The sequence below is a fragment of the Lonsdalea populi genome (assembly GCF_015999465.1).
Taxonomy (GTDB): domain Bacteria; phylum Pseudomonadota; class Gammaproteobacteria; order Enterobacterales; family Enterobacteriaceae; genus Lonsdalea; species Lonsdalea populi.
In genome coordinates, this window is sequence record NZ_CP065534.1 from 1860191 (window position 1) to 1883941 (window position 23751).

20 protein-coding genes, 1 pseudogene and 1 other annotated feature are annotated in these 23751 nt (G+C 54.1%); of the genes and pseudogenes, 13 read left to right on the forward strand and 8 right to left on the reverse strand.

Annotated features, from left to right (window positions below; all coding sequences use genetic code 11):
* The first annotated feature begins 16 nt into the window (after nt 1–16).
* Nucleotides 17–116, forward strand: a sequence feature (Trp leader region).
* 21 nt (nt 117–137) lie between these two features.
* The 9 genes and pseudogenes from I6N93_RS08065 to yciA all read left to right on the forward strand — a co-directional run bounded on the left by I6N93_RS08065 (nt 138) and on the right by yciA (nt 9639).
* Nucleotides 138–1700, forward strand: coding sequence for an anthranilate synthase component 1 (locus tag I6N93_RS08065; protein WP_085684047.1), 1563 nt, complete (start codon nt 138–140; stop codon nt 1698–1700).
* A pseudogene (trpD, locus tag I6N93_RS17495) lies at nt 1700–3299 on the forward strand (bifunctional anthranilate synthase glutamate amidotransferase component TrpG/anthranilate phosphoribosyltransferase TrpD). The gene I6N93_RS08065 and the pseudogene trpD overlap by 1 nt, the downstream one beginning before the upstream one ends.
* A gap of 3 nt (nt 3300–3302) precedes the next feature.
* Nucleotides 3303–4691 (forward strand): bifunctional indole-3-glycerol-phosphate synthase TrpC/phosphoribosylanthranilate isomerase TrpF, encoded by a 1389-nt coding sequence (gene trpCF, locus I6N93_RS08080; protein WP_085684041.1) that lies wholly within the window; start codon nt 3303–3305, stop codon nt 4689–4691.
* Nucleotides 4692–4703: 12 nt separating this feature from the next.
* The gene (gene trpB, locus I6N93_RS08085) at nt 4704–5894 is read left to right on the forward strand and encodes a tryptophan synthase subunit beta (RefSeq protein WP_085684039.1); all 1191 of its coding nucleotides are present in this window, start codon (nt 4704–4706) and stop codon (nt 5892–5894) included.
* On the forward strand, nt 5894–6706 hold the full coding sequence (gene trpA, locus I6N93_RS08090; RefSeq protein WP_085684037.1) for a tryptophan synthase subunit alpha: 813 nt from the start codon (nt 5894–5896) through the stop codon (nt 6704–6706). Before trpB ends, trpA begins: the two co-directional genes overlap by 1 nt.
* Before the next feature lie 489 nt (nt 6707–7195).
* Nucleotides 7196–7570 carry a YkgJ family cysteine cluster protein gene (locus I6N93_RS08095; protein WP_085684035.1) on the forward strand — a complete coding sequence of 125 codons (375 nt, stop codon included), beginning with the start codon at nt 7196–7198 and terminating at the stop codon, nt 7568–7570.
* Nucleotides 7571–7682: 112 nt separating this feature from the next.
* Nucleotides 7683–8435, forward strand: a complete 753-nt coding sequence (locus tag I6N93_RS08100) for a YciC family protein (RefSeq protein WP_085684033.1) — start codon at nt 7683–7685, stop codon at nt 8433–8435.
* 163 nt (nt 8436–8598) lie between these two features.
* The gene (locus I6N93_RS08105; RefSeq protein ID WP_085684031.1) at nt 8599–9171 is read left to right on the forward strand and encodes a septation protein A; all 573 of its coding nucleotides are present in this window, start codon (nt 8599–8601) and stop codon (nt 9169–9171) included.
* Between the two features lie 42 nt (nt 9172–9213).
* Nucleotides 9214–9639 (forward strand): acyl-CoA thioester hydrolase YciA, encoded by a 426-nt coding sequence (gene yciA, locus I6N93_RS08110; protein ID WP_085684029.1) that lies wholly within the window; start codon nt 9214–9216, stop codon nt 9637–9639.
* Nucleotides 9640–9706: 67 nt separating this feature from the next.
* On the opposite strand, the gene tonB is transcribed toward yciA, so the two are convergent.
* A complete protein-coding gene (gene tonB / locus I6N93_RS08115) occupies nt 9707–10435 on the reverse strand; it encodes a TonB system transport protein TonB (RefSeq protein WP_085684027.1) in 729 nt (242 codons plus the stop codon).
* A gap of 192 nt (nt 10436–10627) precedes the next feature.
* On the opposite strand from tonB, the gene I6N93_RS08120 reads away from it, so the two are divergent.
* Nucleotides 10628–10924 carry a YciI family protein gene (locus tag I6N93_RS08120; protein WP_085684025.1) on the forward strand — a complete coding sequence of 99 codons (297 nt, stop codon included), beginning with the start codon at nt 10628–10630 and terminating at the stop codon, nt 10922–10924.
* A gap of 224 nt (nt 10925–11148) precedes the next feature.
* Here the strand turns inward: I6N93_RS08120 and I6N93_RS08125 are convergent, their stop codons facing one another.
* The gene (locus I6N93_RS08125; protein ID WP_099017383.1) at nt 11149–11325 is read right to left on the reverse strand and encodes a YciY family protein; all 177 of its coding nucleotides are present in this window, start codon (nt 11323–11325) and stop codon (nt 11149–11151) included.
* A 196-nt stretch (nt 11326–11521) separates the two neighbouring features.
* Here I6N93_RS08125 and cls point away from each other — a divergent pair, with 196 nt between their 5' ends.
* Nucleotides 11522–12982 (forward strand): cardiolipin synthase, encoded by a 1461-nt coding sequence (gene cls, locus I6N93_RS08130; RefSeq protein ID WP_085684023.1) that lies wholly within the window; start codon nt 11522–11524, stop codon nt 12980–12982.
* Nucleotides 12983–13037: 55 nt separating this feature from the next.
* Nucleotides 13038–13361, forward strand: a complete 324-nt coding sequence (locus I6N93_RS08135) for an HI1450 family dsDNA-mimic protein (protein ID WP_085684021.1) — start codon at nt 13038–13040, stop codon at nt 13359–13361.
* Nucleotides 13362–13516: 155 nt separating this feature from the next.
* Here I6N93_RS08135 and oppF read toward each other — a convergent pair whose 3' ends face one another.
* From oppF to I6N93_RS08165, 6 genes are all read right to left on the reverse strand, one after another.
* On the reverse strand, nt 13517–14521 hold the full coding sequence (gene oppF / locus I6N93_RS08140; protein ID WP_085684019.1) for a murein tripeptide/oligopeptide ABC transporter ATP binding protein OppF: 1005 nt from the start codon (nt 14519–14521) through the stop codon (nt 13517–13519).
* Nucleotides 14518–15510: an ABC transporter ATP-binding protein gene (gene oppD / locus I6N93_RS08145; RefSeq protein WP_085684017.1), complete on the reverse strand. Its 993-nt coding sequence runs from the start codon at nt 15508–15510 to the stop codon at nt 14518–14520. The genes oppF and oppD overlap by 4 nt, the downstream gene beginning before the upstream one ends.
* Before the next feature lie 11 nt (nt 15511–15521).
* Complete coding sequence (gene oppC / locus I6N93_RS08150) at nt 15522–16430, reverse strand: oligopeptide ABC transporter permease OppC (protein WP_085684015.1); 909 nt, start codon at nt 16428–16430, stop codon at nt 15522–15524.
* A 12-nt stretch (nt 16431–16442) separates the two neighbouring features.
* On the reverse strand, nt 16443–17363 hold the full coding sequence (gene oppB, locus I6N93_RS08155) for an oligopeptide ABC transporter permease OppB (protein ID WP_085684014.1): 921 nt from the start codon (nt 17361–17363) through the stop codon (nt 16443–16445).
* Nucleotides 17364–17445: 82 nt separating this feature from the next.
* Entirely contained in the window at nt 17446–19083 is a 1638-nt protein-coding gene (oppA, locus tag I6N93_RS08160; RefSeq protein WP_085684012.1) for an oligopeptide ABC transporter substrate-binding protein OppA, read from the reverse strand.
* Between the two features lie 767 nt (nt 19084–19850).
* Nucleotides 19851–20495 carry a YchE family NAAT transporter gene (locus tag I6N93_RS08165; RefSeq protein ID WP_099017387.1) on the reverse strand — a complete coding sequence of 215 codons (645 nt, stop codon included), beginning with the start codon at nt 20493–20495 and terminating at the stop codon, nt 19851–19853.
* Between the two features lie 539 nt (nt 20496–21034).
* On the opposite strand from I6N93_RS08165, the gene adhE reads away from it, so the two are divergent.
* Nucleotides 21035–23719, forward strand: a complete 2685-nt coding sequence (adhE, locus tag I6N93_RS08170; protein ID WP_085684010.1) for a bifunctional acetaldehyde-CoA/alcohol dehydrogenase — start codon at nt 21035–21037, stop codon at nt 23717–23719.
* The last annotated feature ends 32 nt before the right edge of the window (nt 23720–23751 follow it).

Here is a 23751-nt window from a genome sequence, read left to right on the forward strand (position 1 = left end):
ATCGAAAGAGTACAGTGTAGGTTGGTGGCGTTTCTCCCTCTGAGGGCGAAACGATCGCGCATAACCATTATTTGGTATGCAGCATCCTTAAGCCCGCTTAACGCGGGCTTTTTCATGGATATAAATGAGTGACCATCATGCCAAAAACAAAACCAGAAATTGAATTACTGCGCGCCGAGACCGAATACCGGGACAACCCGAGCGCGATTTTTCATCAGCTGTGCGGCGCCAGACCGGCCACGCTATTGCTGGAGTCCGCCGAGGTCAACAGCAAGCTTAATTTGCAGAGTCTGCTGATCGTAGACAGCGCACTGCGCATCACGGCGATGGGAACGCAGGTTTCCGTTCAAGCACTGACGGCCAACGGCGCATCGCTACTGCCGTTACTGGACGGCGCACTGCCGCCGGAAGTGATTGTGGAAGCGCGGCCGAATAGCCGCGAGCTGACCTTTCCGGTCATAGACCAGATGCAGGATGAGGATGCGCGGCTGCGCTCGTTGTCCGCCTTCGATGCTTTGCGACAGATGCTTACGCTGGTGACTTGCCCGGGCAATGAACGTGAAGCCATGTTTTTCGGCGGCTTGTTCGCCTATGACCTGGTCGCCGGGTTTGAAACGCTGCCCCCGCTCAATCAACAGCAACGCTGCCCCGATTACTGTTTCTATCTCGCCGAAACGCTGTTGGTTGTCAATCACCAGCGCCAGATGACGCATCTGCAGGCGAGCCTGTTTACGCCGAATGCCGACGAACGTCAGCGCCTGGAGCAACGTCTTGAACAGTTGCAGCACCAGATGACGCAGCCCGCGCCTGCGCTGCCTAGCCAGTACGTTGAAAGCATGACGCTAAACTGTAATCAGAGCGACGAAGACTTCGGTGATGTCGTCAGACAAATGCAACAGGCCATCCGTCAGGGCGAAATTTTTCAGGTTGTGCCTTCTCGCTATTTTTCTCTGCCTTGCCCTTCTCCGCTGGCGGCGTATCAGACACTGAAAGAAAATAATCCCAGCCCCTACATGTTTTATATGCAGGATCAGGACTTCACGCTGTTCGGCGCCTCGCCGGAAAGCGCACTCAAATATGATGCCGCGAGCCGCCAGATTGAAATCTACCCCATCGCGGGAACCCGCCCGCGCGGCCGCCGCGCTGACGGATCGCTGGATCGGGATCTGGACAGCCGCATCGAGCTGGAAATGCGCACGGACCCTAAAGAGCTGGCGGAACACCTGATGCTGGTCGATCTGGCGCGCAACGATTTGGCGCGTATCTGCGAACCCGGCAGTCGCCATGTCGCCGATCTCACCAAAGTCGACCGCTACTCTTTCGTCATGCACCTGGTGTCCCGCGTGGTCGGTCAGCTACGCGCAGACCTTGACGTCTTGCACGCCTACCGCGCCTGCATGAATATGGGAACCCTGAGCGGCGCGCCTAAAGTTCGCGCCATGCAATTGATTGCCGAGAGTGAAAAAACGCGCCGCGGCAGCTACGGCGGCGCCGTCGGTTATTTTACCGCCAGCGGTGATTTGGATACCTGCATCGTTATTCGCTCTGCCTATGTCGAAGACGGCATCGCCACCATACAGGCGGGCGCCGGCGTCGTGCTGGACTCCGATCCTCAGGCCGAAGCCGATGAGACCCGCAATAAGGCTCGCGCCGTTTTGCGTGCTATCGCCAGCGCCCATCACGCCAAGGAGGTGTTCTGATGGCTGATATTCTGTTACTCGATAACATCGACTCGTTTACTTATAATCTTGTCGATCAACTGCGTGCCAGCGGTCATCACGTCGTGGTATACCGCAACATCATGTCGGCGGACGCGATTATTGAACGCCTGAAGGAGATGGAACAGCCGGTGCTGATGCTGTCTCCGGGACCGGGGGCTCCTGCCGATGCCGGATGCATGCCGGAACTGTTGCAGCGGCTGCAGGGACATTTGCCGATTATCGGCATTTGTCTGGGGCATCAGGCCATCGTCGAGGCCTACGGCGGCCATGTAGGACAAGCCGATGAGATCTTGCACGGTAAAGCGTCCAGCATCGAACACGATGGCCTTGCCATGTTCAGCGGATTAAGCAACCCGCTGCCGGTCGCCCGCTATCATTCTCTGGTGGGCGGCGATATTCCCGCAGCGCTGACCGTCAACGCACACTTCAACAATATGGTGATGGCAGTTCGACACGACCAGGACCGCGTTTGCGGCTTCCAGTTTCATCCGGAATCCATTCTTACCGCCCAGGGTGCCCGCTTACTGAATCAAACGCTGGAATGGGCTCTGGCATAAATTGAGCAAGGACACGACCATGCAAACCATACTTCAAAAGCTTTACTCTGCAGAAACATTGAGCCGCGAGGAGAGCCAGCAGTTGTTCGCGGCGATCATCCGGAATGAACTGGAGCCCTCACAGCTGGCTGCCGCACTGATCAGCATCAAAATTCGCGGCGAAACGCCGGATGAAATCGCCGGCGCTGCCAGCGCGCTCTTGCAAGACGCGCAGCCGTTTCCGCGCCCGGATTACCTGTTTGCCGATATCGTCGGCACGGGCGCCGACGGCACCAACAGTATCAACATCTCTACGACAAGCGCTTTCGTCGCGGCGAGCTGCGGCGTAAAAGTGGCCAAGCACGGTAGCCGCAGCGTCACCAGCCGCTCCGGTTCTTCGGACCTGCTGGCCGCCTTCGGCATCAAACTGGATATGTCGGCTGAAGCGTCTCGTCAGGCATTGGACGAATTGGGCGTCTGCTTCCTGTTTGCGCCGCAGTACCACACGGGATTTCGCCATGCGGCGCCCGTGCGCCAGCAGTTGAAAACCCATACGCTGTTCAACGTGCTTGGCCCCTTGAGCAACCCGGCGCGCCCGCCGTTGGCGCTGATCGGCGTTTACAGTCCCGATCTGGTGAACCCCATGGCGGAAACGCTGAAACTGCTCGGCTACCAGCGCGCGGCCGTCGTCCACGGTAGCGGGATGGATGAAGTCGCGATCCACGGACCCACTCAGGTGGCGGAGCTACGCGACGGTCACATTGAAACCTATGAATTAACCCACCGGGATTTCGGACTGGAAAGCTACCCAATGTCGGCGCTGATAGGCGGATCGCCGGATGAAAACCGGGACATGCTGGCGCGCCTACTGCAAGGAAATGGGGAGCCGGCGCACAACACCGCCGTTGCCGCCAACGTCGCGCTGCTGTTAAAACTGTTCGGTCAGGAAAACCTGGCGCAGAATGCGCAGCAGGCATTGGAAGTTATTCACAGTGGTCAGGTTTATCAGCGCGTGAAGGACCTGGCAGCGAGAGGACAGTAAACCATGCAGGACACCGTGTTAACCAAAATCGTGCGGGATAAAGCCGTCTGGCTCGAACAACGTCGTCAACAGCAGCCGCTGGCGGATTTCCAGTCACAGATCGTACCGAGCCAACGCAGCTTTTATCAGGCGCTGAAACAGACTCGACCTGCATTTATTCTGGAGTGCAAAAAAGCCTCGCCCTCGAAAGGGCTGATTCGCGAAGATTTCGATCCGGCGGCGATCGCGCAGGTTTATGAAGACTACGCCTCGGCGATTTCCGTCCTGACGGATGAAAAATATTTCCAGGGCAACGTTGAGTTTTTGGCCCGCGTCAGCGCGGCGGTTCACCAGCCCGTGCTGTGCAAAGACTTTATTATCGCTCCCTATCAGATCTATCTGGCCCGCTACTATCAGGCGGATGCGATTCTGCTGATGCTTTCCGTGCTGGATGATAGCCAATACAGGCAGTTGGCTGAGGTGGCGCATAGTCTGAAAATGGGCGTTCTTACCGAAGTAAGCAACCCGCAGGAGTTGGAGCGGGCGATTGCGCTGAAGGCTCAGGTCGTCGGCATCAATAACCGCGACCTGCGTGACCTGTCCATCGATCTCAACCGGACACGCACACTTGCGCCTCAGCTTCCGCCGGACGTGACCGTCATCAGCGAATCCGGCATCAGCCGCTATGCGCAGATCCAGGCGCTGAGCCGCTATGCCGACGGCTTTCTCATCGGCAGTTCGCTGATGTCGGAATCCGACCTGACTATGGCGGTTCGCCGGGTCATGCTGGGAGACAATAAAATTTGCGGATTGACGCGCGCGGAAGACGCCGAAGCCGCTTATCAGGCCGGAACCGTCTACGGCGGTTTGATTTTCGTCGAGTCGTCGCCACGCTGCGTCACGTTGCAGCAAGCTGCTGACGTGATGGCCGGCGCGCCGCTGCGCTATGTCGGCGTGTTCCGCAACGCGCCGTTAAGCGACATCGCCACCGCCGCCTATGAGCTTCGACTGACGGCAGTACAGCTACATGGCGACGAAGATGCGGCTTACATCGCGGCATTGCGTCAACAATTGCCTGCGGGCTGTCAAATCTGGCAGGCCGTCAGCGTCGGCGAATCCCTGCCCAACCTTGAGCGCGCCCATATTGATCGCATCGTATTGGATAACGCCCAAGGCGGCAGCGGCAAGGCATTCAACTGGCAAGTGATGGAAGGCGCGAAGCTCGATAACGTGCTGCTGGCCGGCGGTATTTCCCCGGATAACGCCGACCGCGCCGCCACGTTCGGGTGCGCGGGACTGGATATGAACTCCGGCGTGGAGTCGCAGCCGGGCATCAAGGATGCGCGAAAAATCCAGTCGGTGTTTAGAACGCTACGAATCGCGCAACAAAATCGTACCTCATTGCATAAATAAGACAGGCTGAATATGACATTACTTAATCCTTACTTCGGCGAGTTCGGCGGGCAATACGTTCCTCAGATTTTGGTCCCCGCCCTGCGTCAGCTTGAAGAAGCGTTCGTCAGCGCACAGCGCGATCCTGAGTTCCAGGCGGAATTCATTGACTTACTACAGAACTATGCAGGGCGGCCCACAGCGCTGACCCTGTGTAAAAATCTTACGGCAGGCACCCGCACTAAACTGTATCTGAAGCGCGAAGATCTGCTGCATGGCGGCGCGCACAAAACCAATCAGGTGCTGGGACAGGCGCTGCTGGCCAAGCGGATGGGCAAAACGGAAATCATCGCGGAAACCGGCGCCGGTCAACATGGCGTAGCGACGGCGCTGGCCTGCGCCCTGCTGGGCCTGAAATGCCGCGTGTACATGGGCAGCAAGGACGTCGAACGTCAATCTCCCAACGTGTTCCGCATGCGGCTGATGGGCGCGGAAGTGATCCCGGTACACAGCGGCTCTGCCACCCTGAAAGATGCCTGTAACGAAGCGATGCGCGACTGGTCTGGCCATTACGACAAGGCGCATTATCTGCTGGGCACCGCGGCAGGTCCGCATCCCTTCCCGACCATCGTGCGTGAGTTTCAGCGGATGATCGGTGAGGAAACCAAAGCACAGATGCTAGAACGTGAAGGTCGTCTGCCGGATATGGTGCTGGCCTGCGTGGGTGGCGGCTCTAATGCTATCGGTATGTTCGCCGACTTTATCGACGAGCCGTCCGTTAAACTTGTCGGCATTGAGCCTGCGGGACATGGCATTGAGAGCGGGGAGCACGGCGCGCCGCTAAAACATGGACGCACCGGGATTTACTTCGGCATGAAATCTCCGATGATGCAGACGGCGGACGGTCAGATTGAAGAGTCTTACTCTATCTCCGCCGGGCTGGACTTCCCGTCCGTCGGGCCTCAACATGCCTACCTTAACAGCATTGGCCGCGCCGACTATGTGTCGATTACCGATGATGAAGCGCTGGACGCGTTTAAAGCGCTGTCCCGCCATGAGGGCATCATTCCTGCGCTGGAGTCTTCCCACGCGCTGGCTCATGCGCTGAAAATCATGCAGTCCGACCCCGAAAAAGAACAGCTTCTGGTCGTCAACGTGTCGGGCCGCGGCGACAAAGACATTTTCACAGTGCACGACATTTTGAAAACACGGGGAGAGGTGTAATGGAACGTTATCACGCACTATTTGGATGTCTGGCAGAGAAAAAAGAAGGCGCATTCGTCCCCTTCATTACGCTGGGCGATCCTTCCCCTGAGATGTCTCTGCGCATCATCGATACGCTGGTAGAATCGGGCGCTGATGCGCTGGAACTGGGGATCCCGTTTTCCGACCCGCTGGCTGACGGGCCAACCATTCAGGGTGCCAATCTGCGCGCGTTAAAAGCGGGCGTCACACCGGACCACTGTTTCGACATTCTGGCGGCGGTGAGACAGAAGTATCCGCAGTTGCCCATCGGACTGCTGATATACGCGAATCTGGTGTTCAATAACGGCATCGATGCCTTCTACGCGCGCTGCGCGCAGGTTGGCGTGGACTCCGTACTGGTGGCGGATGTGCCGCTGGAAGAGTCGACGCCATTTCGCACCGCAGCGATGCGTCACGACGTCGCGCCGATCTTCATCTGTCCGCCCAATGCGGATGACGATCTGTTGCGCGCCATCGCTTCTTTCGGCCGCGGCTACACCTATCTGCTTTCGCGCGCCGGCGTAACCGGTTCGGAAAACCGTGCCGAGCTCCCCCTAAATCATCTCATCGATAAATTAACCGAGTACCACGCGGCTCCGCCGCTGCAGGGATTTGGCATCTCTGAACCTTCGCAGGTCGAGCAGTCGTTGAAAGCCGGGGCCGCCGGGGCGATTTCCGGTTCCGCTATCGTGAAAATCATTGAGCAATATCAGCAGCAGCCGGAAGACATGTTGAAACAGCTGGGCGAGTTCGTCAGCCGTATGAAAGCGGCGACACGCCAGCCGCGTTAAGCGATATCGCTTCCCTCTCGTCGGGCAACGCTGACCACATGGCGACGTTCATCACGTCGCCCTGACGTTATTCACGCAGCCGCGGTCATTTCCAGCCTCTCTCCGCTCGCACCCAATGAGTCCATCGTTCCCCGCTTGATTAGCCGACTGCGCGATTTCCCGTGCGGGAACCGATTCATAGTCTGTTGCCTTAATGCCAATGTCGCGCGACCGTCACAGGCCTAATCGTCACGCCTCCCTGCGGGGCTCTGATTCATCTCGTTGACCGGCATGGGATTACACAGAATGCCGCCCGTTTTTCGTTTCGATGCCCGGCTGATAATGTCAATGCTGCGCGCCCCCCATCAATCAAGCACCGATTTAACGGCGAACATCATAAAGACACAGAACGTGCTTCGCACAAAAATCCCTCTGCCCAATTCCCCGATTCTGAAGTAAATTTTGATTCCTAACCCAAATTTGAGCGGTCAAAGGCCGTAGGGATATTCGATGGCAGAAAGTGTGAATCCGTGTATACGGTGCGGCGCCTGCTGCGGTTATTTTCGTGTATCGTTCTATTGGGCCGAAGGCAACGATGCCGCGGGTCCGGTTCCGGTCGAACTGTCTGAGCCGTTAACCCCGTTTTTGCGCTGTATGCAGGGCACCAACAGCAAAACCCCGCGCTGTGCTGCATTAGACGGTACTATCGGCGAGTCCGTCAGCTGTCGCATCTATGCCAGCCGCCCCTCGCCCTGTCGTGAGTTCACCGCGTCCGGAGAAAACCAGCGTCCGAACGACGCCTGCGACCGGGCGAGAGCGCATTACGGCATGCCGCCGCTGACACTCAGCGATCTGATCCCGCCAGCAGAAGAAAGTCTGGAATAAAAAGAATTAGATAGTTGAGGTCACTGCCGGGGTGCCACTGTCTTGCCGAACCGGTTACAATTAGCGATTAACGACTGAGTTTTACCGCTAACCTTTTTGCCAAGGAGTTGTCATGCCTATCACGGCCAGTGCTTTGTACCGTGACACAATGAATTTCACGCGTAACCAATTCGTCAGCATCCTCCTGCTGTCGCTGCTGGCATCGCTTATTACCGTTGTTTTGGGGCATTTGTTTACTCCGGGAAGTGAACAACTGCAAATACTCAACGATTCTAATATTGGCCTCTCCGCGGGCGAACAGCTGGGTCTTAGCGATCTCATTCAGCAAATGTCTCCCGAGCAGCAAATGGTATTGTTGAAAGCGTCCGCAGCGGGCACCTTTGCCTCACTGGTGGGCAATACGCTGCTCGTTGGCGGCTTACTGCTGCTGATTCAGATGGTATCTGCCGGCACGCCCACCAGCGCATTGCGGGCTATTGGCGCCTCTCTGCCGATTTTGCCTCGCCTTTTACTGCTGATCCTTATCTGCACGTTGCTGATTCAATTGGGCATGCTGTTTCTCATTGTGCCGGGCGTTTTGTTGGCCATTGCCCTCAGTCTATCGCCGGTGATCAGCGGGACGGAAAAGCACGGTATTTGGGCTTCAATGCGACACAGCAGCAAACTGGTCTTCGCCAATTTTCGCATCACCGCGCCAGCCGTGCTGCTGTGGCTGGTCGCTAAAGTGGTATTGCTGCTGTTGGTCGCGCGTCTACCGTTGGCGGCGCCTACCGTGATGGCTATCGTCATTAACGGCCTGAGCAATTTCATCTCAGCGCTGCTGCTCATCTATCTGTTCCGTCTCTATATGCTGCTGCGTAACTGAGACCGGCCCGTCCTCCCGGCCTCTTACCTCTGGGTACGATTGTAATTTTCTGCAAATTATTACGATCTGACAGACGTATTCACACCGGGAGCGGCGATAATGCGCATTGAGCGCCAGCCTCTGGCTGGTTTTCATCGATGCCCCTTAAGTATGGAATCCCTTGATGAAGCAACTTCTTGATTTTCTTCCCCTGGTGGTATTTTTCGTTTTTTATAAGCTGTACGACATTTATGTCGCCTCCGGTGCGCTGATAGCTTCAACCGCGCTTGCTCTGGTGATCAGTTGGTTCATCTATCGCAAAATCGAAAAAATGATGTGGGTTACGTTTGCGATGGTGACGGTATTCGGAACGCTAACGCTGGTCTTTCATAATGATGAGTTCATCAAATGGAAGGTTACGGTGATTTACACCCTATTCGCATTAATCCTGCTGGTCAGTCAGTTCGTCATGAAAAAAAACGTGATTCAGCAAATGCTGGGAAAAGAGATCACGCTGCCCCATCAGGTGTGGGCGCGAATCAATGTCGCCTGGGCGGCCTTTTTCTTCCTCTGCGGACTGGCGAATGTGTATGTCGCCTTCAGACTGCCGCAAAGCACCTGGGTAAACTTCAAAGTTTTTGGATTGACCGGTGCTACATTGGTATTTACTTTACTCTGTGGGGTCTACCTCTACCGCCATTTACCCGCTGACAAAAACGCGGCGGAAGAGAACAGCGAGAACGACCACCATCCTTAAATTTTAACAACACCTTAATCTGGATGATGTATTGAACCCTTTATGAGCGACCAAGACTTTCTACCCCACGGGGAGCTGGTATTACGCACTCTGGCGATGCCTGCCGACACCAACGCCAACGGCGATATTTTCGGCGGCTGGATCATGTCGCAGATGGATATCGGCGGCGCCATTCTGGCCAAAGAGATCGCGCACGGACGCGTGGTGACCGTGCGTGTTGACGGCATGACCTTTTTAAAACCGCTGGCGGTGGGCGATGTGGTTTGCTGCTATGCACACTGTCTGAAGACCGGCCGAAGCTCCATCAATATCAACGTCGAAGTCTGGGTGAAGAAAGTGTCTTCCGAGCCCATCGGACAACGTTACCGCGCCACGGAAGCGTCATTTACCTATGTTGCGGTGGATGAAGCGGGAAAATCACGGGAACTGCCCGAGGGAAAAAGACACTTTATAGCAGGAAACCTTTAGTTAGACACGGGCACCCTCAGGTGCCCGTTTTTCAGTAAACCTCACAACGTACAAATACGTTTCAGCATCACTCCATTGCCGCCCCGCCGTTGATTTTAAAGACAATCGTCACCACCAGATTGTTAGACGGCTTGTTCTCTTCATATCGCCACTTCCGCATCGCCTGCCGGATATCGCGCTCAAACATATTCTTCGGCTCAGCAGACAGAATACGGATGTCGCTGACGCGACCTGAACCATCGATATCAAATTGAACTTTCACCCGACCTTCCACACGCAGGGCAAAGGCCCGAGCCGGATATTCAGGCTGAGAGCGGCTCAAGGGCCGAGGGCCGCTGGCGGGTGCGCTGGCCACTGGGGCTTGACGAACCGGCGCGTTATTCGGCGCCTTCGTCGGTTCGTTGCTGGTGAAAAGTGACGCCTTAGGCACTTCAACAGGCTTCGGGTTTTCCTTTTTCTTCACCGGCTTGGGTTTCGGCTGCGGCTTGGGCTTCGGTTTGGGTTGCGGCACGGGTTCAGGGACCGCGACGGGAACCGGCACAGGCTCCGGCGGCTGAATTTCTGGCTCAGGCTCGGGTTCAGGCTGCGGCGCACTTTCCGGCTGAGGCGCAGGTGCGGCATCAACCGGTGCCGGAGCAACCAGCGTCATGGTGATAGGCTGTGGCGCCTGCTGCACCATAGCCGAGCGATTAGGCGAAGCATACAGTATGGCTGCGACCAAAGAACCGTGAAATGCCACGGAAACGATCACAGGCCATGAATAACGGCGGGTAAGGAAATTCTTTTTTTGCGGCATAGTATTACGGTGTCCTCTCAGGCCGCATCAAGTTTAAATGCAAATAGCAATCATATTCAACATGAAGCCTTCTAATTGTAAAAATAAACCCAAGAACAGAAACATTCATTTTCAAATTCAAGGGGTTGCCCTTCTCCCGACATACCGTAAGATGAACAAACAAACCGCTTCCCGACAATGATAGGGGTCAATATGTTCTATGTTATCTTTGCAACTGACGCAGCAGACACTTCAGAGAAACGTCAGGCGTCGCGTCCAGACCATCTTGCACGACTGCAAACGCTGCGCGATCAGGGCCGTTTGTTGACCGCCGGACCACTGCCGGCCGTAGACAGCAACGATCCGGGCAGCGCCGGTTTTACCGGTTCGGTTGTGATTGCCGACTTCCCTTCTCTGGCGGCAGCCAAAAGCTGGGCAGATGCCGATCCTTATGTCGCCGCTGACGTGTATCAGCAGGTCATCGTGAAACCATACAAACAGGTATTCTAATCGGCTAACGCTTTTATTTTCAGAGAAGCATCCCACAGGCTTAATGAGTATCGTCGACGAGCCGCTCTCATCAAGCCTGTGGGATCACTCTGGAAAAACACGAGCAGCGAGCGAGCAGACACGCCAAGAATTCAGCCTCCCGCCAACGTCATGGAAGACCACCATTCGTCGGAACCTCAGGCCTGCGTTGGCGCTTTGTCGGAAAAACCTCTAGCGTCAGCAGATTACCATTCGTAGGCGACAGCGTAGAGCAGCGAACGGCGCTGTTTTTTCTGCTGTAAATACCGGGCGGAGTGGATATGACGATAGCTGCGGGACTGGGCCTCCAGCCAGCGGCGCCGGCGGCGCTGAACCTGGCGTTGCATGCGCCAGCGGCTGACTTCATTAGGGCTGCGTTTCATGAAAGACTCTTTTGTCAGGAAGCAGAACGACGCACATTATACCCGCCCGCATCATCCAAGTCGCCTTTGCGTTTTTCATCCCGTATTGCCTTCAGACGTCGTCTATTCTATTCAGACTCAAGACATTTCCTCTTTCGGTCAACTATGCGTACACTTTGCTGATAAGCATTCGCTGAAGGAAACGGTGCGCTTTGCCATGACAACTTTTTATACGGTATTGAGCTGGATGTTGGTATTCAGCTATTGGCTGTTAATTGCCAGCGTCACGCTACGCATTTTAATGAAGCGACGGACTGTTCCCTCCGCCATGGCCTGGCTGCTGGTGATTTTTATTCTTCCGCTTTTCGGCATCGTCGCCTATCTGTCTTTCGGCGAACTGCATCTGGGTAAACAACGCGCCGAACGCGCCCGCAAAATGTGGCCATCCACCGCAAAGTGGCTGCGAGAACTCAAAAGTTACAGCCGAATTTTCGCCACCGAAAACAGTGAAGTTGCGAGCGCCCTGTTTCAACTCTGTGAGCGGCGTCAGGGGATCGCCGGCGTCAAAGGCAACCAGCTACAGCTCATCACGTCCTTTCCCGAGACCATCAAAGCATTGGTACGCGACATTGAACTCGCGCGCACCAACGTCGAAATGGTGTTTTATATCTGGCAACAGGGCGGACTCGTCGATGAAGTCATGGCCGCATTGCAAACGGCGGCAAAACGTGGCGTCCATTGCCGCGTTCTGCTGGACTCCGCGGGCAGCAGAACCTTTCTGCGCAGCAGATGCCCGGACATCCTGCGCTCCTCTGGCATTGAGGTGGTCGAAGCGCTGCGGGTAAATATTTTTCGTGCGTTCCTGCGCAGAATGGATTTACGTCAGCACCGCAAGGTCATTCTGATCGATAACCGCATTGCTTATACCGGTAGTATGAACATGGTCGATCCTCGCTACTTCAAGCAGAATGCCGGCGTCGGTCAGTGGATCGACCTGATGGTGCGCGCGGAAGGGCCAGCAGCCACCACGATGGGTGTGATTTACAGTTGCGACTGGGAGATGGAAACCGGCGAACGCGTGCTGCCGCCACCGCCGGACGTCAATATCATGCCGTTTGAGCAAGAGCGCGGCCACACCATTCAGGTGATTGCCTCCGGGCCCGGCTACCCCGAGGACATGATCCATCAGGCGCTTCTGATTTCGGTTTACGCCGCGCGTCGCCGTCTGATTATGACGACGCCCTACTTCGTTCCGAGTGACGATTTGCTGCATGCCATCTGTACCGCGGCACAGCGAGGCGTAGACGTCAGCATTATCGTGCCGCACAAAAACGACTCGGTCCTGGTGGGATGGGCCTGTAAGGCCTTTTTCAGCGAACTACTCAATGCCGGGGTGAAAATTTATCAATTCCAGGGCGGCCTGCTGCATACCAAAAGCGTACTGGTCGACGATCAACTGTGCTTAGTCGGCACCGTCAATCTCGACATGCGCAGTTTGTGGCTCAATTTCGAAATCACGATGGTAATCGACGATGCGGACTTCGGCAGTGATTTAGCCTGTGTTCAGGATGACTACTTCGCCCGTTCGCGCCTGTTGGACGAGGAGAAATGGCAGAAAAGGCCCTATTGGCAGCGTATCGTTGAGCGCCTGTTCTACTTTTTCAGCCCGCTGCTGTAAACCACGCCCCCTTCATGGTCTAATAACCCGCCTTGTGGATGAATAGGACTGTCTCATGGATTTAAATAACCGCCTGACCGAAGACGAAGCGCTGGAGCAGGCATACGACATCTTTCTGGAATTAGCCCCGGATAATCTCGACCCCGCAGACATCTTACTGTTTAATTTGCAATTTGAAGAACGCGGCGGCGCCGAACTGTTTGACCCGTCAGAAGACTGGCAGGATCACGTCGATTTCGATCTGAATCCGGACTTCTTCTGCGAAGTCGTGATCGGCCTGGCCGAGAGCGAGGACGCGGAAATTAATGATGTGTTCGCCCGCGTGCTGATTTGCCGCGAAAAAGACCATAAGCTGTGCCACATTTTGTGGAAAGCGTAATTCCTCTTTTCGGTGCCACTCAGGCCTGAGTCAGGCCGCCACTATCTCCGCGAGACGCTGCCACGTAAGCCCCTGACCTATTCTGTATGACGACAGATCGCCAGGCGGCGACAGACTCTCGCTGCCGACGGGGAGAGTCTAGCGCAAACTGAGAGTTACGATAACGACTCCACTTTCAGACAAGAGACCGCGTGGTCAATCCCCCCCTCCAATTGCGGACGCGTTTGGCTGCACTCAGGTCCGACTATCGGACAACGTGTACGGAATACGCAGCCTGACGGCGGATTGATGGGTGATGGGAGATCCCCTTCCAGCAATTGAATCTGCTTGTTGCGCTCTTTGTCCGGATCCGGGATCGGCACTGCGGACATCAGCGCCCTTGTGTAGGGGTGCAGAGGATTGCGGTATAGCGCGCTGTCCTTCCCCAGCTCCACCGCATGTCCCAGATACATGACCAGAACGCGGTCGGAAATGTGCTTCACCACCGAAAGGTCATGAGCGATGAATATCAGTGCCAGCCCCATCTCCCGCTGCAACTGCTGCAACAGATTCACCACCTGTGCTTGTATAGACACATCCAGCGCGGAAACCGGTTCGTCGCAGATAATCAGTTTGGGCTGCAAAATTATCGCCCGAGCGATGCCGATGCGTTGGCATTGGCCGCCGGAAAACTCATGCGGATAGCGGTTGATGTGACTCGGCAGGAGTCCAACCTTGCTCATCATCGCTTTGACCCGCTCTTTGACCTCCGATCGGGAATGCGCCGGACGATAGGTTCTCAGTGGTTCGGCGATGATTTCACCCACCGTCATACGAGGATTCAGCGACGCCAGCGGGTCCTGAAATATCATCTGGATATCACTGCGCGCATCATGCCATTGCCGGTCGTTGAATCCCTGCAGATCCTGCCCCAGCCAGCTGATTCGGCCGCCACTGGCCTTAACCAGACCGATGATGGCTCGCGCCAATGTCGATTTGCCGCATCCGGACTCACCCACAATGCCCAGCGTTTCCCCTTCATAGAGACGAAATGAGACGCCGTCCACCGCTTTTAATTTTTGGGACGGCTGCCAGAACCCCTGTTTTTCGCTGCGCACATCGAAATGGACTTTCAGGCAATCGACCTCCAGCAGCGTCTTACGTTGTTCCACCGAAATCATAGCGCCATCTCCTCTACACGGCGGAAGCAAGCACGCATCCGCCCTACCTCGAATTCGGTCAATGCCGGCGTCTGCACACACTCCGGCTGGGAGTACGGACAACGCGGCTGGAAAGGACAGCCTAACGGCAAACGGAGTAAGTTCGGTGGATTACCGGGGATAGTCGCCAGCACCTCATTCTCCACATCCAGTCGCGGCACCGCATTTAGAAGTCCTACCGAATAAGGATGCGTCGGCGTATAGAATATGTCGCGCGCAGAACCGTATTCCATCGTGCGCCCGGCATACATCACCAACACCTTGTCGCAGATCCCTGCAACCACGCCAAGATCGTGCGTGATCATAATAATGGCGGTGTTGAACTCTCGCTGTAGTTCGCCGAGCAGCGTCATGATCTGTGCCTGCACGGTCACATCCAGCGCCGTCGTGGGCTCATCGGCAATCAGCAGTTTAGGCCGGCATAACAAGGCCATAGCAATCATCACGCGCTGGCGCATTCCACCGGAAAATTCGTGCGGAAACATACGCATTCGCTTTTTCGCTTCCGGCATTTTCACCGCATCCAGCATCTGTACCGACTGTGCGAAAGCGTCGCGTTGACTCAGCTTTTTGTGCAAAATCAGGACTTCCATCAACTGCTCGCCCACACGCATGTAGGGATTCAGGGAGGTCATCGGGTCCTGAAAAATCATGGCGATCTCTTGGGCGCGCAGGCGATTGAGCTGATGCTCTGGTAGGTTCAATATCTCGCGCCCATCAAAGCGCGCGGAACCGCTCACCTTTCCGTTGACCGCCAACAGCCCCATCAGCGCAAAAGCCGTCTGCGACTTTCCGGAACCGGATTCGCCCACAATACCAAGCGTTTCGCCTGCATTCAGTGAGAAGTTAAGGTCATTCACCGCCGTGGCCACGCCATCCGGCGTATTAAAAACCACCCGCAGGTCGTTGACGCTTAGCAGCGGTTCGCGGGGTTGTGTCGTTGTCGTCATCGCGACTCTCCTCAGCGGTCTTTCGGATCGAGGGCGTCACGTAAGCCATCGCCGATAAAATTGAAACAGAACAGAGTCACCACCAGGAAACCCGCCGGGTAAAACAGCAGCCAGGGCGCCACCTCCATCGAGTTGGCGCCGTCGTTCAAGAGCGCGCCCCAACTGCTCATGGGCTCTTGCGTGCCCAATCCCAGGAAGCTTAGAAAGGATTCAAACAGGATCATGTTGGGCACCAGCAGCGAGGCATACACCACCACCACGCCCAATACGTTCGGGATGATATGCCTGAGGACGATGCCGCGCGTCGAGACCCCGCCGACCAAGGCAGCTTCGATAAACTCTTTCCGTTTGAGGCTCAGCGTCTGGCCCCGGACGATGCGCGCCATATCCAGCCAGGACACCATACCGATGGCCACGAAAATCAGCAGCATGTTCTGCCCGAAAAACGTCACCAGAAGAATAACGAAAAACATAAAAGGAAATGAGTTGAGGATTTCCAAGATACGCATCATGACCGAATCGACGGCACCGCCTATATAGCCGGACAATGCGCCATACAGCGTACCTACCACGACCGCGACCAACGCCGCAGCCACACCCACCATCAGCGATATCCGACCGCCGACGGCCACGCGTACCAGCAAATCACGTCCCGATGAGTCCGTACCGAAATAGTGTCCACTCGCTATATCTGGCGCGGATGACATCATGTTCCAATCCGTATCATCATAACTAAACGAAGAAGACTGCGGCGCGAACGCCACAAACAGCGTGATCAATAGCAGCAACAGAAGGCTCGTCAGCGCCGCGCGATTGTGAATGAAACGGCGACGCGCGTCCTGCCATAGACTGCGGCCTTCCACATCCAGTTGTTCGCTAAAGCGGTCCAACGCGTCACGATTTTTTTTATTCCAAAACATCTGCGCCTCGACTTAATAGCGAATCTTGGGGTCGATTACCGCGTAAAGCACGTCAATAATCGCGTTAAACAAAATGGTCAGCGCCCCGACCAAAATGGTCAGACTCAGCACCAACGAATAGTCACGGTTCAGAGCGCCATTGACGAACAGTTGGCCGATACCCGGCAGGCCGAAAATAGTCTCAATGACCATCGACCCCGTGATGATGCCGACGAATGCAGGCCCCATGTAGGACAACACCGGTAGCAATGCCGGTTTCAGAGCATGGCGCAGGATAATCTTGCGCAAAGGCAATCCTTTGGCGCGCGCGGTGCGAATAAAGTTTGAGTGCAGCACTTCAATCATGGAACCGCGCGTAATGCGGGCGATACTGGCGATATAAGAAAGTGACAGCGCGACCATCGGCAAAATGATGTACCTGGGCATCCCGCCATTCCAACCGCCACCCGGCAACCATTTCAGCATAATCGCGAAGACCAGCACCAGCAGAGGAGCCACGACAAAGCTCGGGATCACGACGCCCGTCATCGCAAATCCCATCACCGTAAAGTCCCATTTCCCATTCTGATTCAGCGCGGCCACCACACCGGCGGACACGCCCAAAATGATAGCCAGCAAAAACGCAGCGGCGCCGAGCTTGGCTGATACAGGAAAAGCGCGTAGCACCAGGTCGTTCACCGAATAGTCTTTGTATTTGAATGATGGCCCGAAATCCCCGTGCGCAAGCTGCGCTAAATAACGCCCATACTGCGTGAGAATGGGATCGTTCAGATGGTATTTAGCCTCGATATTGGCCATGACTTCCGGCGGAAGATTGCGCTCACCGGTGAAAGGACTGCCGGGGGCAAGCCGCATCATGAAGAAAGAGATAGTGATAAGTACGAAGAGTGTCGGTATCGCTTCCAGAAACCGACGCAGAATAAATTTAAGCATGAGCCTTACCTATCAAACCGGTCAAAAAACGGTTTTTTATTATTGCAAGACTGCCGCCCATCATGGCACGGCAGCAATGAGCTTAGTGTTTGATAATGTAAAGATCTTTCACTTTCACATTGTCCAGAGGATCTTTCCCGGTCAATCCACCGACATACGGTTTAACCAACCGCAGATTGGCGTAATGATAAATCGGTGCGATCGTCGCATCTTTATCCAACTGCGCTTCAGCCTGCTGATAAAACCCGGCCCGTTCGGCATCGGTTTTCGCCGCCAGCGCTTTATCCATAAATTGGTCGAACTGCGAACTATTGTAGTGCGAGGTATTATTGCTGCTGTTGGATACCATGCTGTTTAAAAAGCCGGACGGTTCATTGTAATCGGCACACCAGCCTCCACGCGCCAGGTCATAATTTCCCTGATGACGATTATCAAGAAAGGTTTTCCATTCCTGATTTTCCAGTTTTACGTTGACGCCGATATTTTTTTTCCAGATGGAGGCCGCCGCGATCGACATTTTCTTATGCAGATCGGAGGTGTTGTACAGGAGTGACAACGTCAGCGGTTTTTCGGCGCTATAGCCGGCTTCTGCCAGTAATTTCTTTGCTTCTTCGTTACGTTTCTGCTGAGACCATGTCGCCCACTCCGGTTTTAGCACGGTCATGCCGTCGATATATGGCGGGGTATACCCATAGGCTGGCGTATCGCCCTGATTCTTCACTTTGTTGGTCAGAATGTTTTGATCCAGCCCCAGCCGCAGCGCGTTGCGGACTCTGACGTCGTTGAACGGCGCTTTCTGATTGTTGATTTCGAAGTAATAGGTGCACAAATAGGGGTCGGCGTGAACCTCGTTCGGAATCTCCTTTTTCAGCATCTGGAACAGTTCGATGGGCAGGTAGTTGTAGGTCATGTCGATTTCGCCGCTGCGATAGCGGTTGACGTCGGTCACTTCAGAACTGATCGGAAGATAGGTCACCTTGTTGATGACGGTGCGCGCGTTGTCCCAGTAATCAGGGTTTCGCTCCAGCACGATCTTCTCGTTGACGATCCACTCTTTCAGCTTATAGGCGCCGTTACCGACCCAGTTCGCGGGCTGCGTCCATTTTTCGCCGAATTTTTCGACGGCCTTTTTATGGACCGGGAACGTCGCCGGATAGACCAGCAGTTTATAGAAATACGGGACGGGCTGACTTAACGTGACCTGCAGCGTGTGATCATCCAACGCCTTTACGCCCAACGCATCAGTGGGCTTTTTACCAGCAACCACATCGTCGATATTGACGATATGACCGAATTGCAGGTAGGAGGCATAGGGAGATGCCGTTTTAGGATCGGTCACTCGTCGCCAACCATACACAAAATCATCTGCGGTCACCGGGTCCCCATTTGACCAACGGGCATCCTTTCGCAGATGAAAGGTCCAGACCGTGAAGTTCTCGTTATCCCAGCTTTCCGCCACGCCAGGAATGATCTTCCCGTCAGGATCGGTATTGACCAGTCCTTCCAGCAGATCGCGCGACACATTGGTTTCAGGTACGCCTTCAATTTTATGCGGATCTAATGACGCAACTTCTGCGCCGTTATTTCGCACCAACTCCTGCTTTTCCGCCAGTTGCACGCCGGTAGGAACCACGGCAGCCCAGTTCGACATTGATATCAATGCGCTAAACATGCCCAGTGCAATTATGACCAACCGCGGTTTTGATCTGAGTTTTGCCATTGTTGATTGTGCTCCTGTTTGACTTTTCTCATTGCACAACATCTACTCAAGCTGCGGTGCTTACAGGAAACGAGCCTGATTGCCACCACGCGCCAGGTCCTGGAGTTCATCATAAAGGAACGAGATACGTCACTTACCAACGAAATCCGTCCAGTAGAGTAGTCTCCGTCATGCGTCTACCCAAACCTTGCCATTTACAGGGAAACGTAACGGTTTACCACACCGCCGATGCATCCTGCCTCCCCCTGAAAAAACCCAAAAATAACCGGCATCGTAAGTTAAAATTAACTTACCTTTATTAATGATTAAACGCCTAATCAAGCCGAACGTAGCAAAAGAATGACACTTCGCCAATAGAATTCACGCGCTGTTACGTAATTTTCTTTCATGAGAAAGATATGCGTAAAAACCGAACGACACCGTCAACTGCCCCTCTAAAATAATAGCTTTATATAGGTCATGTTTTATATAAAACAGGACATCAGCCTGCCATAAGAAAGGGTTGTCACTGGTTTTACGTATTTAATTTCACAGACTCAATGTGTCAGTTTTGACAATCATTCGTCATTGCCTGTGGGAATAATCACAAAAATAAGGGAATACGCGCTCTACTCCACGCGATAACGTTGATGCTAATACATTAATTTCTTCCCTTTCACCTTAACAGACCATTAATTATTTTTATATTTTCATATAAAAAACCGGCTGCCGCATTGCGACAACCGGTAAGACAAGTGAGCCTATCACTAGGATAAGATAGACGGTGCTTATAATAATCCGGGAAACGTCGATCTCAGGCCGGTCACAATAAATTCGATACCGAGCGACATCAGTAATAGTCCCATGATACGGGTGACGACGTTAATACCGGTCTGACCCAATAACCGGACAATCATCGGCGCGGCGCGAAATAACAGCCAGCAGCAGAAAGAAAACAGCGCGATGGTTAAGGACAGGCCAACCAAATTCGGCCAGCCGTGGTAACGAGAGCTCCATACGATGGTGGAGCTGATAGCCCCAGGCCCCGCCATGAGCGGAAGCGCCAGAGGGACGACCCCAACGCTTTCACGGTTGGCATTTTCCGTTTTCTCCTGCTTGTTCTGCTTATGCTCACCCAGCTTACCGCCGATCATCGACATCGCAATCGTCATGACCAGAATACCTCCGGCAATGCGAAACGAATCAATGGAAATACCGAACAATCGCAGAATGCCATCGCCGAAAAATAAAGAGACCCAGAGAATAAGTACAACGGAAACATTTGCCGTTAAGTTAGTTCTGTCGCGTTCTTTATTATCTTGATAGCTGGTCATCCCTATAAATACGGGTAAAACCCCGATGGGATTAACGAGGGCGAATAAACCGACGAAAAATTTGATAAAGCTGGAAAAATCCAGCACAGAATGCATCACATCGCACCTCAGACAGTCTTCAGGAAGATAAGAGATCACGGGCGCATTGTAATGAAAATAAGACAATACGTCCCTCTCCATAATCGAATATTCCTCTGTTTTTTTCCTTGTAAGGGAAATAAACAGATAAATACACTTCCCAACAAAAAACGCAAACTTTTTTATAAACCATAAAATTAATCGCTAAAAACTATCAATTAAATTATGCTGAATGGAGTCAGCCAACAAAATATCAGACCAAGATCACAAAAACATAGTTGATAACTCTGTAGTCTGAGCGCAATTGCTAAATCAAGACATGCAGAATAAATAGCCAAAATAGTATTTTATTCTATGCCCTCACAAAGGGTAGCAAAGAAGCAGCCAACCACGACTGATGTTGACCACGGTAATGAGTATAGCGAGAGCTCTTTGAGTCAATGGGGCGCGGACAGATGCCACAGCATTGCCCCTTTAATACCCGCATGTCGATAGACGTGACTGCCCGGTTAAGCGGCAACCATTGACTGAAAGAGTTTGAATAATTACAGGAGATCATTATGGCCGTAACCAATGTGGCAGAACTTAACGCTCTGGTCGAACGTGTGAAGCACGCTCAGCGCAAGTTTGCCAGTTTCTCTCAAGAGCAGGTGGATGCCATCTTCCGTGCCGCCGCCCTGGCCGCCGCAGATGCACGAATCCCTCTGGCGAAAATGGCCGTTGCCGAATCAGTCATGGGGATTGTTGAGGACAAAGTGATCAAAAACCACTTTGCCTCCGAATATATCTACAATGCCTACAAGGATGAAAAGACCTGCGGCGTACTGTCCGTCGACGATACTTTCGGCACCATCACTATCGCAGAACCTATCGGTCTGATCTGCGGTATCGTCCCCACCACCAACCCGACCTCCACGGCGATTTTTAAAGCATTAATCAGTCTTAAAACCCGTAACGGCATCATCTTCTCCCCTCACCCACGCGCCAAAGACGCCACGAACAAAGCGGCTGATATCGTGCTGCAAGCCGCCATCGCGGCGGGCGCACCGAAAGACATCATCGGCTGGATCGATGCGCCTTCCGTCGAGCTGTCCAATCAATTAATGCGCCACCCGGATATCAACCTGATCCTGGCGACTGGCGGTCCCGGCATGGTGAAAGCGGCCTACAGTTCGGGTAAACCGGCGATTGGCGTCGGCGCGGGCAATACACCGGTCGTGATAGACGAAACCGCTGACATTAAACGTGCGGTTGCCTCCATCCTCATGTCCAAAACCTTCGATAATGGCGTGATTTGCGCGTCAGAGCAGTCCGTCGTCGTCGTGGATGAAGTCTATGACGCCGTACGTGAGCGTTTCGCCACCCACGGGGGTTACTTACTGCAAGGTCAGGAACTGACCGCAGTTCAGGGCGTCCTGTTGAAAAACGGCGCGCTGAACGCCGCAATCGTAGGTCAGGCGGCGGCAGATATCGCCAAACTGGCTGGAATCACCGTACCCGCGAACACCAAGGTGTTGATTGGTGAAGTCAGTAAAATTGATGAATCTGAACCATTCGCACATGAAAAACTGTCTCCTACGCTGGCCATGTACCGCGCGAAAGACTTTGATGATGCGGTGGTGAAAGCGGAACAGCTGGTGGCGATGGGCGGTATCGGCCATACCTCCTGCCTCTATACCGACCAGGACAACGAGAAAGCGCGCCTCAATACCTTCGGCGACAAGATGAAGACCGCGCGTATTCTGATCAACACCCCGGCGTCTCAGGGCGGGATCGGTGATTTGTACAACTTCAAACTTGCGCCTTCACTGACGCTGGGTTGCGGCTCATGGGGCGGTAACTCAATTTCAGAAAACGTCGGGCCGAAACACCTGATCAACCGTAAAACGGTAGCAAAGCGAGCTGAAAATATGTTGTGGCATAAAATTCCCAAGTCTATCTATTTCCGCCGGGGGTCTTTGCCGCTGGCGCTAGAAGAAGTCGCGACGGAAGGTGCCAAACGCGCATTTATCGTCACAGACCCGTTCCTGTTCAATAATGGCTATGTCGACCAGGTCACCAGCGTGCTGAAACGTCACGGCATGGAAGTGGACGTGTTCTTTGAAGTAGAAGCCGATCCTACGCTGAGCGTAGTACGACGCGGCGTGAAACAGATGAACGTATTCAAGCCTGATGTGATTATCGCGCTGGGCGGGGGTTCCCCGATGGATGCAGCGAAAATCATGTGGGTGCTGTACGAACATCCGGACACGCATTTCGCGGATCTGGCTCTACGCTTTATGGACATTCGCAAACGTATCTATAAATTCCCGAAAATGGGGATCAAGGCAAAAATGGTGGCGATCACCACCACTTCCGGAACGGGTTCAGAAGTCACTCCATTCGCCGTTGTCACCGATGATGCGACAGGTCAAAAATATCCGCTGGCAGACTATGCGTTGACGCCAGACATGGCCATCATTGATGCCAACCTGGTGATGAATATGCCGAAGTCGCTGTGTGCGTTCGGTGGTCTGGATGCGGTAACGCACGCGCTGGAAGCCTACGTTTCCGTATTGGCTAACGAATACTCGGATGGACAGGCGCTTCAGGCGTTGAAACTGCTGAAAGAAAATCTCCCGGCAAGCTACCGAGAAGGTGCCAAAAATCCGGTTGCCCGCGAGCGTGTTCACAACGCGGCTACCATCGCCGGTATCGCGTTTGCCAACGCTTTCCTCGGGGTGTGCCACTCCATGGCTCATAAGTTAGGGTCAGAGTTCCACATCCCACACGGGCTGGCTAACGCTATGCTGATCTGCAACGTCATTCGTTATAACGCTAATGACGCACCGACCAAACAGACCACATTCAGTCAGTATGACCGTCCACAGGCGCGTCGTCGCTATGCTGAGATTGCCGATCACCTTGGCTTGAGCGCGGCAGGCGACCGGACGGCGCAGAAAATTGACAAGCTGCTGGGCTGGCTGGAGTCGCTGAAGAAAGAGCTGGGCATTCCCAGTTCTATTCGCGAAGCGGGCGTACAGGAAGCGGACTTCCTGGCAAAAGTGGATAAGCTGTCTGAAGATGCTCTTGACGACCAGTGCACTGGGGCAAACCCACGCTTCCCGCTAATTGTCGAAGTGAAGCAAATTCTGCTGGATTGTTACTATGGCCGCACGTTCTCGGAACAGGATGACGCTGCACCAAGCGTTGATCATGTGAAAGCGCAGGCTAAAAAGCGTAATAGCGGCAAAGTAGTCAGTTAATTAAACAATCCTCGTTATTATTACTAAACCCC